This is a genomic window from Flavobacterium hibisci, assembly GCF_020026925.1.
Classification (GTDB): domain Bacteria; phylum Bacteroidota; class Bacteroidia; order Flavobacteriales; family Flavobacteriaceae; genus Flavobacterium; species Flavobacterium hibisci.
Genome location: NZ_JAIQDW010000016.1, coordinates 40,625 through 57,685, shown reverse-complemented (window position 1 = coordinate 57,685; position 17,061 = coordinate 40,625). Strand labels below are relative to the sequence as shown.

The 17,061-nt window shown below is 33.3% G+C and carries 13 protein-coding genes and 1 pseudogene; 12 read left to right on the top strand and 2 right to left on the bottom strand.

Annotated elements, in window-relative coordinates:
• The 12 genes and pseudogenes from K8B81_RS15795 to K8B81_RS15740 all read left to right on the top strand — a co-directional run bounded on the left by K8B81_RS15795 (position 1) and on the right by K8B81_RS15740 (position 11,966).
• Complete coding sequence (locus tag K8B81_RS15795) at positions 1-714, top strand: hypothetical protein (protein WP_223682524.1); 714 nt, start codon at positions 1-3, stop codon at positions 712-714.
• Positions 715-725: 11 nt separating this feature from the next.
• On the top strand, positions 726-1,157 hold the full coding sequence (locus K8B81_RS15790; RefSeq protein WP_223682523.1) for a GPW/gp25 family protein: 432 nt from the start codon (positions 726-728) through the stop codon (positions 1,155-1,157).
• 100 nt (positions 1,158-1,257) lie between these two features.
• Positions 1,258-1,644 (top strand): type VI secretion system tube protein TssD, encoded by a 387-nt coding sequence (gene tssD / locus K8B81_RS15785; protein WP_110345063.1) that lies wholly within the window; start codon positions 1,258-1,260, stop codon positions 1,642-1,644.
• A gap of 128 nt (positions 1,645-1,772) precedes the next feature.
• Complete coding sequence (gene tssD, locus K8B81_RS15780) at positions 1,773-2,168, top strand: type VI secretion system tube protein TssD (RefSeq protein WP_223682522.1); 396 nt, start codon at positions 1,773-1,775, stop codon at positions 2,166-2,168.
• 28 nt (positions 2,169-2,196) lie between these two features.
• Positions 2,197-3,999 (top strand): type VI secretion system Vgr family protein, encoded by a 1,803-nt coding sequence (locus K8B81_RS15775; protein ID WP_223682521.1) that lies wholly within the window; start codon positions 2,197-2,199, stop codon positions 3,997-3,999.
• Between the two features lie 56 nt (positions 4,000-4,055).
• Complete coding sequence (locus K8B81_RS15770; protein WP_223682520.1) at positions 4,056-6,044, top strand: hypothetical protein; 1,989 nt, start codon at positions 4,056-4,058, stop codon at positions 6,042-6,044.
• 14 nt (positions 6,045-6,058) lie between these two features.
• Complete coding sequence (locus K8B81_RS15765; protein WP_223682519.1) at positions 6,059-6,700, top strand: toxin-antitoxin system YwqK family antitoxin; 642 nt, start codon at positions 6,059-6,061, stop codon at positions 6,698-6,700.
• 151 nt (positions 6,701-6,851) lie between these two features.
• Positions 6,852-7,853, top strand: coding sequence for a hypothetical protein (locus tag K8B81_RS15760; protein ID WP_223682518.1), 1,002 nt, complete (start codon positions 6,852-6,854; stop codon positions 7,851-7,853).
• The gene (locus tag K8B81_RS15755) at positions 7,850-8,440 is read left to right on the top strand and encodes a toxin-antitoxin system YwqK family antitoxin (RefSeq protein WP_223682517.1); all 591 of its coding nucleotides are present in this window, start codon (positions 7,850-7,852) and stop codon (positions 8,438-8,440) included. The genes K8B81_RS15760 and K8B81_RS15755 overlap by 4 nt, the downstream gene beginning before the upstream one ends.
• 98 nt (positions 8,441-8,538) lie before the next feature.
• Entirely contained in the window at positions 8,539-9,162 is a 624-nt protein-coding gene (locus K8B81_RS15750; RefSeq protein ID WP_223682516.1) for a toxin-antitoxin system YwqK family antitoxin, read from the top strand.
• Between the two features lie 190 nt (positions 9,163-9,352).
• Positions 9,353-9,556, top strand: a pseudogene (locus K8B81_RS15745) (phage baseplate assembly protein V); the annotation flags it as partial.
• 571 nt (positions 9,557-10,127) lie between these two features.
• Positions 10,128-11,966, top strand: coding sequence for a type VI secretion system baseplate subunit TssF (locus K8B81_RS15740; RefSeq protein ID WP_223682514.1), 1,839 nt, complete (start codon positions 10,128-10,130; stop codon positions 11,964-11,966).
• Between the two features lie 131 nt (positions 11,967-12,097).
• On the opposite strand, the gene ypfJ is transcribed toward K8B81_RS15740, so the two are convergent.
• Together ypfJ and K8B81_RS15730 are read right to left on the bottom strand one after the other, a co-directional pair.
• Entirely contained in the window at positions 12,098-12,946 is an 849-nt protein-coding gene (ypfJ, locus tag K8B81_RS15735) for a KPN_02809 family neutral zinc metallopeptidase (RefSeq protein ID WP_223682513.1), read from the bottom strand.
• Between the two features lie 87 nt (positions 12,947-13,033).
• On the bottom strand, positions 13,034-16,948 hold the full coding sequence (locus tag K8B81_RS15730; protein ID WP_223682512.1) for a PAS domain S-box protein: 3,915 nt from the start codon (positions 16,946-16,948) through the stop codon (positions 13,034-13,036).
• Between the last annotated feature and the right edge of the window lie 113 nt (positions 16,949-17,061).

Genomic DNA, 17,061 nt, shown 5'->3' with positions numbered 1-17,061 from the left:
ATGCCATTTCCAGAATTAAATCTTTCATTAGGACTTACGGATAACGAAGGTTCTGTTTTTTACGCCGGCAGCGGAGAAGGGGATGTGATTGTCAGAACAGATTCGGCTTTAAGGAAGCATTCGATAAGTATTATAATTTCAGAGCAGGAAGTAGGAACAGTAAATCTCAAAACACTCTTTGAAAGTTCTGAAATTCCAATAGAAATTGAGGTTCCAACATATCAAATGATCGTAACGGATGATAAAACCAACGAAAAAGAAATATATAAAGTTACACGGGATACTTTTTTCTTTAAAGAGAAAACCACAAAAAAAGGAATTTGGAGTTTTTTTGGACTCAAATTTTTAGCACCAAAGAATTTTCTTTTTGAAAATATTCCTTTCGAACCCTTAAAAGAAGAAATAGAAGTGTTTGATATTTCGAAATTCAGAAAATTAAATGACGAAGAACTCTGGTATACTTTTCAAAAAGAGAATCAAAATATTCAGCTTTTTGCAGGAGATATCAATACACTCAAAATTGAAAAAGGAACAAGTTATTTTATTGTTGTTGACGAAAATAAAGGCAAACGTTTTATTGGTGATATTTTGTACCGGGAGAAATTTTTGAAACTTACACCAAAAGTAACACTTAGTATTATTAAGAGGAAAAAAGTTTCTAAAGCTATAGAAACAGGGTATAATGGAAAAACAGACAGGGTAATTTATATTTAATTGAGGAAGATATGAAAGGAGCTTTTTATAAACTGCCGATAGATTTTAATGCCATCATTCAGAAAAAAGAATTAGAAAAAACATCCATTGAACATTCTATTGCCCAACAAATAATTTTGCTGGCTACAACTACATTTGGCGAATGTAAATTTGATGAAACTTTTGGATCTAAAATATGGGAGATCGATTTTGATTTACTTATGAATGAAAATACGCTTAAAGAAATAATATCGAAAACCATGAAACAATCTTTGCTTTTACATGAGGGCAGGATTAAACTTAATGATCTCAGGGTAGAATTGTCAGAAGAAACTTTTTTTGTAGATGATATGAGCAGGGCAAAGAAGAGGGTTGACATTATAATAGATGCCACAATAAAAAGTACCAATAGAATTTTCGATTTTAAGGGATACTTTTTTGTAGGCCCATTATCTTATAAATAAAAAAAAGTAAATAAAATAGCGTTAATTTATTTTTAATTGTAAGAATTATTTTTATATTTGTCCTATGAATAAATAAATTAATAATTAAAAAAATTTTATTATGTCGTTTTTAACATCGTTGTCAGTAGCCGGAAAGGATTACAAAGTATTGAATGTGAGTTATGATTTAGCTCAGGAAACAGATGCTTCAGGGCGTCCATCCACAGTAACTCGTGGAGGAAGAATTATGCTTGAAGTAGAATCTACAGGAAGTACTGAATTGTTTGAGTGGATGACCAATAATTTCGAAAGAAAAGATGGTTCTGTAAAGTTCATCAAACGTGATTCTAATGCTACTTTAAAAGAGCTAAAGTTTACAGAGGCTTACATGGTTAAGTACAAAGAAAACTTTGATCATAACAGTGATACTCCTTTAACGGAGACTTTTATGATTTCAGCACGCAAAATTTCGATGGGCGGAGGGGAATTTGATAATGCTTGGGTATAATCCTTTGGACTTTATCAAACTTTTTTAAGCTTGAAACTATTAAAGGGAGTCCTGCTATGGGACTTCCTTTTTTGTTTAATCAGCACTAAATCTATTTCAAATCTTTTAATAACCTAACAAATCTACAAATGAGTTTTTTATCTAAATTAAATATAGACGGAGAAGAATATAATGTCCTTGAATTTAATGTAAGTTTCAGACAGGAAATTGATAATACAAGTAAACCTACGGGAAATGCGAAAGGCGGAATTATTAAAATGATAATTGAGGCCACTCAAAACAGTAATTTTCTATCCTGGATGTTAAACGGTGATTTAACAAAAGATGGTAAAATCATTTTTTACAGAAGAGATGCTATGAGCAAAATGAAAGAGCTTACGTTTACGAAAGCATTTTGTATTGGTTATGACGAACAATTTACGAGTACTACCGAAGTGCCTATGAAAATTACTATAGAATTAGTGGCTAAAGAATTGACTTTTGGCGATGCAAAATTTTCTAACAACTGGATTGCCTTAAGTTAATTATAAAGAACCAATAAAGAGTAGTATTATGGGACATTTTTCAGAACAGGTACATATCAGCATAGGGAGTTTTGCCCAAAACGTCGTTTATCATAATTTAGAATTGTCGCAAAAGATGGCCGATCACCATCATTTTTCTTTTGTATGGCAATATACAGGCAAGGCGATCATAAACCCGGCAGATCAGGCAAAGGCATTGCGAACGTATCTTGGCGATGAAGTTATCTTTACCTTTAAAAGCCTTACGGGAATCAGGTTGATGAGCAAAGGAATCATAACAGAACTCTCCTCTGTAGATCTTCATGGCAGCCCCGAAGGGTTACATGTCAAAGGGATCAGCCACACTATTGTTCTGGACGAAATGAAAAAATCAAGGACCTACCAGCAAAGGGGCATGAATGATATCGTGCTGGATATTTTGGCAGAAGGACCAGGAGAATTCTATGAAAGGGATGCTATAAAATCGACTTACCTTCAGGAATTCAAATACCTGGCCCAGTACAATGAGACCAATTTTGATTTCTTGAAACGATTGGCCAGCCGATACGGGCAATGGTTCTATTTTGACGGAATGCGGATGCAGTTCGGACAGACCAAAACCAGCAAAATAAAACTCATCAACGGGTCTTCGCTGCATGGTTTTAAAATCCAGACTAATATGGCTTCCCATAAAATTTCTTTGGGAGGGTATGATTACAATGGAGCTGCCAATATCCGTAACTCCTCAGCAAGAACATCCTCAGGAAGCAAAGACAGTTTTTCTTCCGTTGTAGGACATAACCAGGGAACCGTTGCCCAAAGCGACCTGAACAATGGAGCTTACACCACCAATGCCCAAAGCAGCGAAGAAATACAGGAAATGGTCAGACTCCAGACCGCAGGCAGCGACGCCAATAGTGTTTATTACAGCGGAATATCTTATTTTCCGTTAGGACTTGGACAGGTTTTCAGCATCATAAACCAGACTGTAGAGCATGAATTGATTGTGACAGAAGTAACACACCTTTCGCAGGTTCATGGAAATTACTCCTGCAATTTCAAAGCTATTCCGGCAGATGTTGCAGCACCACATTTTACAGACGTACATGTATTTGCAAAGGCAGAAACACAGCCAGCCAAAGTAAAAGACAACAACGATCCGGAAGGATTAGGGCGTGTAAAAGTACAGTTCAACTGGGCAGGCGGAAACAATTCAAGCGAGTGGCTTCGAATGATTCAGCCACACTCAGGATCAGGAAAAGGATTTTACTTTATTCCCGAAATTGACGAAGAGGTTTTAGTAGGTTTTGAAGGGAGCAATGCACAGAATCCGTATGTTTTAGGAACACAATACAATGGAAGTGCTACCAGCGGTTATGCAGACGGTCAAAATAATGTTAAGGCGATTCACACACGTTCAGGAATCAAATTTATTTTGAACGACGGAGAGGGAAGTATTTTGATTGAAGATCCGAGTGGTAATACCTGGAAAATGGATGGTCAGGGAAATATTGCTGTGAATGCACCGAAAACTTTTTCTGTAAATGCTTCAGATATTAATTTATCAGCAAGCAAAAATATTAGTGTGAACGCCGGAATGAATATTTCTGAAAGTGCAGGAGGTGATAAATCTACGAGTGTAGGTTTGATGCATACCTTATCAATTGGGGTAGATTATATGGTAAATGTTACAGGTCAGCTATTTGAAATGGTAACAGGCGAAAGAAAGTCCCAAGCAAAGAAGGCTGTAAACAATCATGAAAGCCACGAAATGAATATTGAAAAAGATAAAAATGTTCATACTGAAGGAGAGTTCAAAATTAATTCAACTGAAAAATCAAACATGTTTTAATTATGACCATCTACAGATCATCAGGAAAGAATACAGAAATTTACGAGGAATACGAATTGTACACCAGAGAATATATCGAGAATGTACAAGGAAAATCGAGTTTTACAGCTAAGGGCGGAACAACATATGGCAACAAACCAGAAACAGCAAAGCCTTTAGAAATAACAAATTTGTATGTAAAAGTAAGATTAAATGACGATTACAATGGTGAATTTGGCTTTGATTGGGTGGATGTAAATCCAGAAACAAAAGAAATAGAGAAAATACAAGGTGTACCTTTTTCTGAGGTGGAATACTTTTATAAAAAAGGAGCAACTCCAACAGATTTAGGAGATATTGTTGCAAAAAGTGGAGATGAAATGGGGGCAAAACACGCTATCCAGGACCATTATAAATTTAACTCTATAAGTAAATATGTAGATATTCCGTATGTTTTAATAAAGCCGAACCAGGAAATAACATTGAGTGCAGAGGTTATTCTCTCACAAGGAGTAATAAATGAAGATGTTATTGCCATAACTGGCGATGAATTTTATGAATTTGAAATAATTGGAGGGGAGAAAGAAGGCAAAACGTCAAAGAAAAAATTAACCGAGGCAGGAAAAATTGATTTCAAAGTAAAATGTTTGCAGGCAGGAACAGATAAAACCTATGAATTTAAGCATAGCAGTCCAATGTCAGGGTCGCATCCCGTAGGAGGAATAAACATGATGGAAAACAAGGTACTAAAACTAAAATTAAGAGTTATTGCTTTAGTTTCTTCAGATGATAATCCTAATGAGAAAGCGAAAGTTTTATTTAGAAAGTTTAAAGATAATGATATTAAAAAATACCTGAATGAAAACTCTTTGAACCAGTCAGGCTATGAGGTGGAAATTGAAAATCAGGCTATGTTTGATGGTTTGGAAACTGTTGATTTAGATGATTATTTTTATGCGTTTGATAAAGAAGACTGGACGACAAAAAAGTATTATAATTTAGAAGAAAGAGAAAGACCTAAATTAGATTCAAATGGATACGGAACGAAAAAACCTGATGGAACATGGGAGATGGAAAAGTATAATGCAGAAACACTATTTGAAGATATTAAAGTTGATAGTGGTAAAAAGGATAAAGAGAACAAGCCAATTATGACTACTAAATCAGTTGATTCTGTTACTGCTGAAGAATATGCAAAAAAGCTTAAAAGTAAGACTAAATCTTATTTAGGCGGATTGATTATTTTGGCTGATGGAGAGTGCAAAGAAAGAGGTACAGGTGCCTTTAGTAGAACATCTCCTTTAGATCATTATGGCTTAGTAGTATATTCTAAAAATATCGAATCTAAAGATACTTATTCTCATGAAATTGGGCACATGTTAGGTTTGCCTCATTTATTTTATGATTCTAAAGAGAAAGAATCATATAAGATTGCTAGGGAAAGCATTTTAGGAAATGGATTGCCAAAACAAAATCCTGATGGAACAAATAGTGATAAGTACAGAGCTGGATTAATAAAAATGCTAAATGAAATAAATGTTGCTAATGACATTTACTACGGTTGGAGTAATTTACAAGCAATAAAACAAGATGTAATTGATGCGCTTCTTCGATGTAATAGAAAAAATTTAGCTTATGTGGACAGTCAAAACGCCAAAAAGACAGCAGATTTGGCATATTATATTCGCTTTGGTCCAAATGATAGAATAAATTATTCTGATAGAACATATAAAACTAAAAAAGAGCATTTTGAAGTATTTGACAAAAACATAAATGGTGCAAATAAAAGAATTTCTCAAAACACTCAAGTGATAAAAGAACTTCGAGAAAATGATTCGAAGAATTATGAAAATATAGAGCAGTCAATGTGGTTTATTAGAACTGATTTAGTGAATTTATTAAAACAAAATATTGATTACAGTAAAGAAATAATTAATCAAATACATTCTAATTATATAATGTTTAAACAAAAGAGTACATTAAATCAAATGGACTATTATATAAATAGATTGAGGTATTTGAGTAATCAAATATTAATTATGAGAAAAGATTATAAAAATTATTAAGACAAAAAATATAAATGAAAAAGATTTTGATATCTGTTATTGTAATTTTTGTAGTATGCATTTCCTGCACAACAGCTAATTTTTCAAAACACCCTAAATGGCTTTGTAGTAAAAAATATGCTTGTCTAAAGCATCCTAGACTCGAAGAACCTATTAATATTGATTTTGTTGGATTTTATGATAATTCTACAAATGATAAGGTATATGAAGATTTTCCTTATGAAGATACTACGTTTACTAATGTAGAATACAGAAATTCCATTAGAGAGGGAAAGATTCTTAATGGATTCAAAGAAGGTCTCTGGCTATCTGCAATTGTTAAATATGATACTATTACAAAAACGAAAGAAGTAGAAAGATTATTTACAAAGGAATATTTTAAGCATGGTCTAAGAGATAGCGTTTTTAAACAATTTGATAAAGATGGCAAAACTATCTACGAAACCAGTTTTAAAATGGGTACAGGTTTATGGAAAGAGTTTCATGAAAATGGAACAATTTATTTTGAAGCGTATACCAAAGACGGTTATTTTACTGATACCTTAAAATTATACAATCGAGAAGGAGTATTAATGGAAAAACGTTTGTACAAAAAAGACTCATTAATATTTAAGAAAAATATGATTATTGATGATTTTCCTACTGATAATAAGTAATTTGATTTCAAAGTAAAATGTCTACAAACAGGTTATCAGGTAGAGATAGAAAATGAACAATGTTTAAAGAGCACTACAATAAAAAATATTGGGATAAAGTTCTAAAACCTGATGGATCATATGAATAGAACCCGATGGTAAACATTACAAAATGGTTTTAACAGATAATCCCCCAAAACCAATAGACATATTAACAGAAGATGAGATAGATTATAAAACTATTGAAGCATACAAAACAAAACTTATGAGTAAATCAAAGACGTATAATGGCGGATTATTAATCTTATCCGATTATGAATCTCCAAGTCAAACAGTTGCTTTTAGTAGAACCACGCCGATAGACTATTACGCTTTACTTATTTATTCTAATGGGATAGAAAAAAAAGAGAATTATGCCCACGAAATTGCGCATATGTTAGGTTTACCACACTCTTTTTATACAGATAAGGAAAAAGAAGCTTATAACAATGCTAGAGAAAATATTTTGGGGAACGGAAAACCTCCAAAAAAACCTGATGGAACTCCTAATAATGATTATAAAGGAGGGATTTTGAAAACTATACAAAAAACTAAATCGTCAGATTATACTTATTACCCTCATATAGGAATTACTTCTCTAAAAGGAGACATTTTAAAGTCTCTTGATAATCTTATAGCAAAAGAAAAGGATATTATCTTCCAAAATAATAAAGATAAAGAAAGGATAAAAACCATATATAAAAATTATCCTGATTCACATACAGTCAATGCAACTCAAACGAAAGCACAATATATCAATGTATGCGATACCTACATAAATACTGCAAATAGAATAATTACAGAGAATAATTTAGCTAAAGAAGAGCTTTCAAATAAAAATAGTTTAGGATATGTTCGTTTAGATTCATTAGCAAATTATATAAAAACGGATTACTTAAATTTATTAAATCAAAATTATAAGTATTATGAAAGCGTTATAAATCAGATTCATTATAATTATATAACACTTAAACAAGGTTCAACAAAAAATATTATGGATTACAATAATACTAAGGTTATGTATTTGCATAATCAAATTAAAACAATGCGTGATGATATTAAAAATTATATGTCAATACAATGTGAGTTTTGCAATCCAAGTACAAGTAAAAAATCAATCTCAGAAAAGAAATGAAAAAGAATATTTTTATATTAATTATTATCTTATCTTTTATTTCATGTATATGCAAAAAAGAAATTTCAGTTAAAAAAAGAGATAATCCAGCTCCTATTTATTGTGATTTATGTTCATATAAATATAAAGACTTTCCAAATGATTACGCTCAAATGGATGGAAAATATCAAGAAAATTTTAAAGATGGAGGTATGCGTTATGGTAACATTATTAACGGCCTCAAAGAAGGCAAGTGGTTGAGTGGTGATGCTGATTTTGATGAAAATGGTAATGTGTATGCTAAAGGAGTTATCTGGCGTGAAGAATATTTCAAAAAAGGATTGCGTGATAGTATTTTTAAACAATATGATGGTAATGGAAAAGTAATTTATGAAACAACTTTTAAAATGGGAACAGGGCTTTGGAAAGAGTTTCATATTAATGGTAAAATTTATTTTGAAGCGTATACCAAAGACGGCTATTTTACTGACACTTTAAAGTTGTATAATAAAAAAGGAGAACTAGCCGAGAAACGGTTGTATAAAAAAGATTCTTTAATATTTAAAGAGAATATGATTATTGATGATTTTCCTACTGATAATAAGTGAAATTTATACAAAAAGGATTCACTTGTGTATAGTGAAAGATAATTCTAAATGTTGAAAATCAAGATATCAGGATTTTAAAAAATCATCTAATAAAAATAATGAGGCATTTAAAAAGCACTATCTTCCTTTTCTTATTCGTATTTCTTATTTCATGTAATATTATTCATAAATTATCATGTAATAAAAATGTAGCATGTAAAAAGCATCCTGTTTTAGTAGAAGAAAAGAAAAGAGAGTTTGTAAATAATTATAATAATGCGGATAATTACAGGTATCAAGATTTTCCAAATGAAGATGTTCGCTCTGGAAATATTTTAAATGAGGATGTTTTTACAGACGGAGGTGAACATAGGGTAGGAAAGACTATTGACGGCTATAAAGAAGGCAAGTGGATTAGTGGTGATGCGGGTTTTGATAATAAAGGAAATACATATATTAAAACTGATATTTGGCGTGAGGAATATTTCAAACATGGTTTAAGGGATAGTGTTTTCAGACAGTTTGATCAGAATAATAAAATCAGATACGAAACTAATTTTAAAATGGGAACAGGTCTCTGGAAAGAATTTCATAGCAATGGAACAATTTATTTTGAAATAGAAACTAAAGATGGGTATTTCACAGATACTTTGAAATTATATAATGATAAAGGCAGGTTAATTGAAAAACGATTTTATATAAAAGATTCTCTTGTAGATACTAAAAACTTAATTATGGATTAAAATACAATGGAAAACAAAAATTGATTATTCATATCATAAAAAAGATAATGGAATCATGATAGTATCATTAGAAAATTGAATGGGCATATTAAGTTTGGTCTTTGGTAAAGACACTAGTTGTTTGGATAAAAGAATGATAATACAAATTATAAATGATTAAGGTCTTAGGAGCTTAGACGTTCGTTTCAACTGGGCAGGCGGAAACAATTCAAGCGAGTGGCTTCGAATGCTACAGCCAAATTCAGGATCAGGAAAAGGATTTTACTTTATTCCGGAAATTGGTGAAGAGGTTTTAGTAAGCTTTGAAGTAAGCAATGCACAGAATCCGTATGTTTTGGAACACAGTATAATTGAAACGCTACAAGCGGTTACGCTGACGGACAGAATAATGTAAAGACGATTTCTATGACAGATGGACAAAACGTCAATTCATTAGCGGCTATGAATATAAAATTGAAAACTGGAGTAATAGTATTTTAATTAAGACTAAAAATTAATTTAAAACAGGGGAGAGAACCTTTAATGATATAGAGGCTGCAGAAGTCAAGGAAAAAAGAGATTAAAGCAACTCAAAAAAAAGATACTATTGAGCATTTTGATAAAAAAGATTAAGAAGGCTTAATGAAAAATCCACAGTTCACTTCTAATGGATATTATTTTGATAATAATAAAGATAAGATTCAAGTTTATTCGAATAGTACAAAAGGTTTTATTAAAAGGATAAAAAAATAGTTCGCCATATCCACAAATGCGCTCTTTTTATGAAAATGGAAATTTATAATTTGAAGGATTGCAATTTTATGTTTTTTGGGTAGGCATTGATCAAGAATATAATGACACAGGAAAATTAATTAAAGAAACTAATCATGATTTGCTTTGTGAATTTTGAATAGAAGATTTGAAAGAAAAAATAAAAAGAGAATATAAAAATGCTGGAGACTCTAAGTTTGAGATAAAAATAAATTATGAGACAAGAACGAATAAAAGACAGGGTATTAAAAAGAGCAGCCAGATCATGGGGTTTTTCAGATGTGGAAATGGAAACCTCATTTGATCCTGTAGTATCAATGATGCTAAATGCATTATCGTATGAATTAGAAAAAGTAGCACACGAACTGGAAGATTCTAAAACTCGCGTAGTCGAAAGAGTCCTGGAAATTATGTTTCCTGAAGTTACTGCAGGGGCTAAACCGGCCAGGGCAATCATGCACGCTTTGCCAATAGAAAACAATATGAAAGTTTCTCTGCAAAACCAAATGATGGTGAGTAGAAGACTGCATAATATCTATAACCCTTTAGCACCTATTACTAAAGAAATTGTTCTTTCACCAACCCTGGAAGTAAAATTATCTTCCTGTGAGGTTAGATATGTAGCCTATGAAAGAAATCTGTATGAGGTTTCTAATCTTTTTTATAAAGATGCTGTCAGGGATTACAAACATTCCTTGCCTTCCGGAGAAGTGTTTTTAGGAATAGAATTAAAAGATCCTGATGTATTGGATTTAGAGGATTTGATGCTGTACATCGATATTAAAAATATCCACCAAAAAGAAATGTTTCATTATTATCTGAAGCAAATGAAATGCTATCAGGATGATGTAGAAATTAAAGTAAAAGAGGGGTATAATGTTCCGGTAAACAGCCTTGATATTGAAAATATCATAAACCGCAATTATACACATCTGAGTGAATTGATGCAGGAAGTGAATGAGTTTTATTTTGATAATTTCTATACACTGAAAGGAGTATTAAAACATAAAAAAATAAACGAATATAATCCTGAATATAAGTTTTTTGAGAATATAACAAAGCATAACGGAAATTCTGTTATTTGGATAAAAATGGTTTTTCCGGAATCTTTAATTCCTCAAATATTAGATAACGTGTCTTTTACGGCAAATTGTTTTCCGGTGATTAATAAAAAACGTCATGTGATAAACAAAACTCTTGGAGGATTTTTGTCGTATGTAGCGTTAGACACAGGCAACGACATTTATCTGGATGTTGATGCGGTTGTGGATACGTATGCAAACCATTATGAAATTAAGGATTTTAGCGATGGTGTACTCGAAGAAGGAAATGCGGTATTACGTACAGGAGGAGTTTCGAGGTTTGATTCCAGGTCAGCTTCAGAACTGCTTCAGAATGTATTGGACTTATTAAAAGATGAAAGTTCTTCTTTTGCCGGTTTAGGAAAAGATTTTATGAATAGTTCTTTGATAGAGATTAATCAATTATTAGCCTCTGTTGAACAGCAAGCCAAAGAAAGTAATTTTTCTAAAAATAATGACCCTTATTTGATGATTAAACCCAAAGAGAATGAATCTTCAGGGAAAACATTTACAATTAGTTATTGGTCAACTTGTGCAGACGATGGTAATGACATTAAAGCCGGAACTGTTTTGGAAGCCAAAGATGATTTGTTTTTTATGAGTAAGGAAACAATCCTGGTTACCAATACAGTAGGAGGGACAAATAAACAAAACAATAAAGACAGAATTTTAGAATACAGAAATGCTCTGCTGACAAGGGGAAGGATAGTAACTTTTGCAGATATAAAAGCATTTAGTTTTAATCATTTTAAAAGTTATATTCATGATGTTAAAATTGAAAAAGGTACCCGAAAAGAAATTTCAAGTAAAGCAGGTTTTAGCCGTACTGTTGATATTCATATAAAAACCAATCAGGCAGAAAAAGAATCCTTATCAGTAACAGAGTGGGATTATTTGTGTGAAAGCTATATGAAAAACCTAATGAACAAATCTTCAAATGTATTTCCATATAGACTGTTTATAGAAAATTAGTTTCTAAATCAAGGAATAGATAAGTATCAAAAATCCATTTTGCAATTTGTAAAATGGATTTTTTAGTTTTAAATAAAAAAGCATGACTTTAAGATCATGCTTTTTCTGGTTAATTATGGTTGGTTTAAATATTATCTCACTTCGTCAAATGTATTTCCCTGATGAATATCACCACTGGTAAATCCTTTTTTAAACCAGTACATACGTTGCTCAGAGGTGCCGTGTGTAAAGGAGTCAGGTACAATCTGGCCCTGCATCTTGCTTTGGATGGCATCGTCACCAACAGCATTCGCAGCACTCAGGGCTTCTTCAATATCGCCGGTATCCAGGTGTTCTTTATTATAATGGGTCCATACACCCGCATAAAAATCAGCCTGTAGTTCCAGTGCAACAGATAATTTATTGGCGGCAGCTTCACTTTTTCCTTCCTGGGCTTCCCGCATTTTAGCTGAGGTGCCCAACAGGGTCTGCACATGATGGCCTATTTCGTGGGCAATAACATAGGCAATGGCAAAATCTCCGCCTTTCGCGCCAAACTTGGTTTTAAGCTCATCAAAAAAATCAAGATCCATATAGACTTTCTGGTCGCCAGGGCAGTAAAAAGGTCCTGATGCCGAAGAGGCACCACCGCAGGCAGTTTGCACAGATTCTCTAAAAAGTACCAGTTTCGGATTTTTATAAGTCATGCCGTTCTCGGCAAAGATTTTTCCCCAGATGTCTTCATTATCAGCTAACACAACACGCACAAAATCGCCCATTTCTTTATCGGCTGCACTTAACGGGGCTGCGGTCTCAGTTTGCTGCGGACTGCCTTGAAGTTGTTCTAAAGCACTTCCTACAGTTTTGCCGGTTTCACCTCCAAAAACATTCAGCAGTAAAACAATAATCCCGATAACGCCGCCTCCCAGAACAGCTTTTCCTCCAGAGAAACCCCTTCTGTCTTCAACATTGCCACTTTGTCTTCTTCCTAACCATTTCATAAAAGAATATATTTTTAAGTTAATTGGGGAATTTATCCAACACTAATTTATATTTTTTTTAAACAATGGGCTAATAAAAATAAGGAATTATTTCAGCCATTTTGTTAAGATTTCTTCTACAGAGCCTTTCATAATTGGTTTTGGGATATAATCATTCATACCCGAAGTAATGCATTTATTACGTTCTTCCTTTTCAGTACCTGCCGTAACGGCAATAATAGGAACTTGTTGCCCGTTGAGGGAATTGCGTATGGCTACGGCGGTTTCATAGCCGTTCATGATAGGCATTTGGATGTCCATAAAAATGAGGTCAGGGGTGATCGTCTCAAATACTTTTAAAGCTTCATAGCCATTTTCACACTCATGGATGTTGGCATTGCTGTACAGGTTTTTGATAATGGTTTTAAGCAACAGCATATTGACCTTGTTGTCCTCGGCAATCATAAAAGTCAATTTGGCGGTATGGGTATTGGCAGGAATCTCTACTGCCTTAGTATTAAAATGATTAAAATCGGCCTTGTAGTTTTCGTTGGTATTATATGCACTCGTTTTTAGGCTCAGGTCAAAATAAAAAGTGCTTCCCTTATTTATTTTGCTTTTAAGCTGCAGGCGGCTTTCCATAAGGGCAAGCAGGTGGTTCGAGATGGTAAGGCCAAGTCCGGTTCCCCCAAATTTTCGGGTGGTAGAACTGTCTTCCTGCGAAAAAGCCTGAAAGATTTTATTTTTGTTTTGTTTTAGAATACCGATGCCCGTATCGGTTACAGAAAATCGTATGACGCAAATATCATCTTCTTTTTTTTCTAAAACCAGAACATCAACCCTAATGGAACCCTTATGGGTAAATTTTACTGCATTAGACAACAGGTTGATCAGGATCTGTTTAAGTCGTACAATATCAGTCCAGATGTATTGGGGAACGTCCGGGGCGATATGAAGTTTTAGATCCAGTTTTTTTAGGTTAGATTCATACACAATCAGGTCAAAAACCTGGCCTACAATTTTATGGATATCGTACAAATCGATAAACAAGTCTAGTTTTCCGGCTTCAATCTTAGAAAAATCAAGGATATCGTTGATGATTTCCAGTAAAGAATGGGCAGACTGGTTAATGGTAGTCATATATTTTTCCTGGATTTCCCCAAGTTCGGTCTTCATGAGAAGATCTGTAAAACCAATAATCCCGTTGAGCGGGGTTCTGATTTCGTGTGACATATTGGCAAGAAAATCCGACTTCGATTTACTCGCAGCTTCTGCAAGCTGTTTCGCTTTTATGGCATCCTCAGTTTGTTTTTTATTGGTAATGTCAAAATAGATGCCGCCAATAAATTCAATTTCATCGCCTTTTTTGATCACATCCCCAAATTCTTCAATCCAGATGTATTCTCCACTTTTGCGCTTAATTCTGTAGGTGTTATGCAGTGCTTTTCCGCTTTGTAGATTTTTAAGCTGGCTGTTGATGACTTCTTTTTTGTCATCAGGATGGATAAGCGAGATAAAAGAAAGGTTGTGTTCCAGAAATTCCGTTTTTGAATAACCGGTAAGGTTGAAAATTTGGTCATTCAGGAATATTTTGGTAGAAAAAGTGTCAAATTTAGACAGGTAAACCGTACCGGGAATATTATTGGTTATCAGCTTAAATTTCTCTTCGCTTTCGATAATTTTGCTCTGGTTGCGGTTTCGCTCCAAAGCAGAAGATATATTATTGGCAAGGGTTTGAAAAATATAGATTTCTTCTTCAGACCACTTATGTTCCGTATGGCAGTCATCAAAACCGATAAATCCGCTAAAAACATCCTCAACATATAAAGGCAGGATCAGTATTGATTTGATATGATGTGTTTCCAGTAAATTTTTAAAAAAAGTATCTCCAAGTTGTCGGGTCAGGATATTGAGGATTTTCTTGTTTTCTGCCTTTTCGATAATTTCTTTTAAATTTTCTTCTGTAAAATTCTGAAGGATAATGCTTTCATTGGGATTCTCTTCTCTCGACCATTTATATTTTTGGCTAATAGTATTGGTGTCAAAATCTTTCTCGTAATAATAAATATGATCCGCATGTGCGGCTTTTCCAATGATATTATAGGTTTCTTTGAACATTTCTTCACTTGTCTTGCTCAGTAAGAATTTCTCCGTACAAAGAGCCAGTGCAGATAATAATTGGCTTTTGAATTCTAATTTCCGCTCGGCTTTTAAACGCATTTGAGATGATATGGCAAGCGAGATGACGTCAGCAATAGTACGGGCATAATTAATATCCTCATTATCCCATTCCCTTTTTTTTATGGTGCTCTCAAAACATACAACTCCTGCAAGTTTTCCATTAAAAAAAATAGGCACATCCAGCATAGACTGAATCTTGTTTTTGATAAAATAAGCTTTCTGAAATTCAGAGGTTTCCAGTTTATTGAATACATCGCTGGCGTTTATGACAGTTTTGTTTTCTAACGTCTCAAAATAAATAGGATAGGATGCCTTGTCCATGACCTCTTTGTAATAAACATCAGATTTGTCCTGGCTGTAAATGTTTTTGCAGATAATGGTATTGTTATAATATTTCCAGAAGCTGATTCTGCTGGCTTTTGAAACAGCAGCCTCTTCAACAATAAAATCGATTACGCTGTGCAAGCTTTCATAATGGCTAAAATCAGTAGTGGATAATTTTTTGGTAGAAAGTGTATAAGCCTCAATTTTTTCAAGCCTGATTCGTTTTTCCTTTTCATTGTTCTTGAGCTCGGTAATATCCCTGGCGATACCGGCAAAACCGATAGTATCTCCTATATCGTTCTTGCGTATGATGACCTTTTGGGATATCCATATGGCATCGCCGTTTTTCTTTAAAATAGGGAATTCAATAGTATCATAATTAAATTCCTTTTCTTCAAGGTTTTTATAAAAATCGGCAACCTTTTTTCGATGAGCAGGGTGGATAAAATTGGCATAATGTTTAGTGATGACTTCTTTTTCGGTATAATATAAAACAGAAAAGGCAAATTCGTTTATAAAAGTAAAATTGCCATCAGTGTCGATTTCAAAAATGATATCTGCAGCAGTCTGGATCAGGTTTTTATACTGATCGTGAAGTTTGATCTGCTCAGTGATATCCTGTCCTATACCAATAAATAAGTCTTCAGAAAAACGTTTGTCTTTCCATTGGATGTACTTGTAATCACCATTTTTGCATTTTAATTTCCGTGTGTACAAAATATTGTCCTGGTATTGGTCCAGAAATTGTTCGCCAATAAAATCAGGATCTTCTGTAAGCTGCCAGAAACCCATTCCCATAACTTCATCAGGCGTGTAGCCCAGGATTTCCAATATGGATTCGCTGCAGAAAATGAGTTCACCTTTTTTGTTTGAAGCGATAGTCAGGGAGCTTCCTTTATGCACAATCTCATTGGTAAACCTGAAATTGTCACGGGTATTCAGAAAAATAGCATATTTAACCTGATTAATCACAAAAATGACTAGGGAATAGGTAAGAAGTAAAACAGAAGATTTCATCGGAATGAAATCAAAAGCCAGATTGATGATATGAAAAAGAAATAGGGCCCCGGTATAGTACCAGTAAATTTTGATAGGTCTCAGGACGCTGTACGAAAAATAAAAAGTAATTAAAAGCGCAATAATAGGAACAATATCATGGGGCTGAATGATAATGTTATGTGCAATGTGTCCCGTGAATAATATGAATATGGAAATAAAAAAGACTGAAATTTTATTTCTCAGATATTCAATTTTAATCGCCAGATAATAAAATAACAAAATCGAACCGCCAATCGTTAAATTGACATACAAAAGACTGTGGGGACGTAATTTAAAAATTTCATTAATGATTTCGATTACAATAATAGTAATACTGAAAAACAAAAGATATAGCTGATATTCTTTATGCGAAACTTCTTTTTCCTTATTTTTTTCGATGAAAGAGCCAATTTTGTTTTTGATATTAAAAAATTGGTAAATGAGAAAACCCATAAAAGCAATCAGGCATATCTCTAACATGATTAATTTAGGGTTTTCGTAAAAAACAGGACTGGATTTTAAAAAATAGTGTGTCCAAAATGATTTCAGGGCACTTCCGGAGAGGGACAGCCCTGAAAATAAAAAATTTAAAA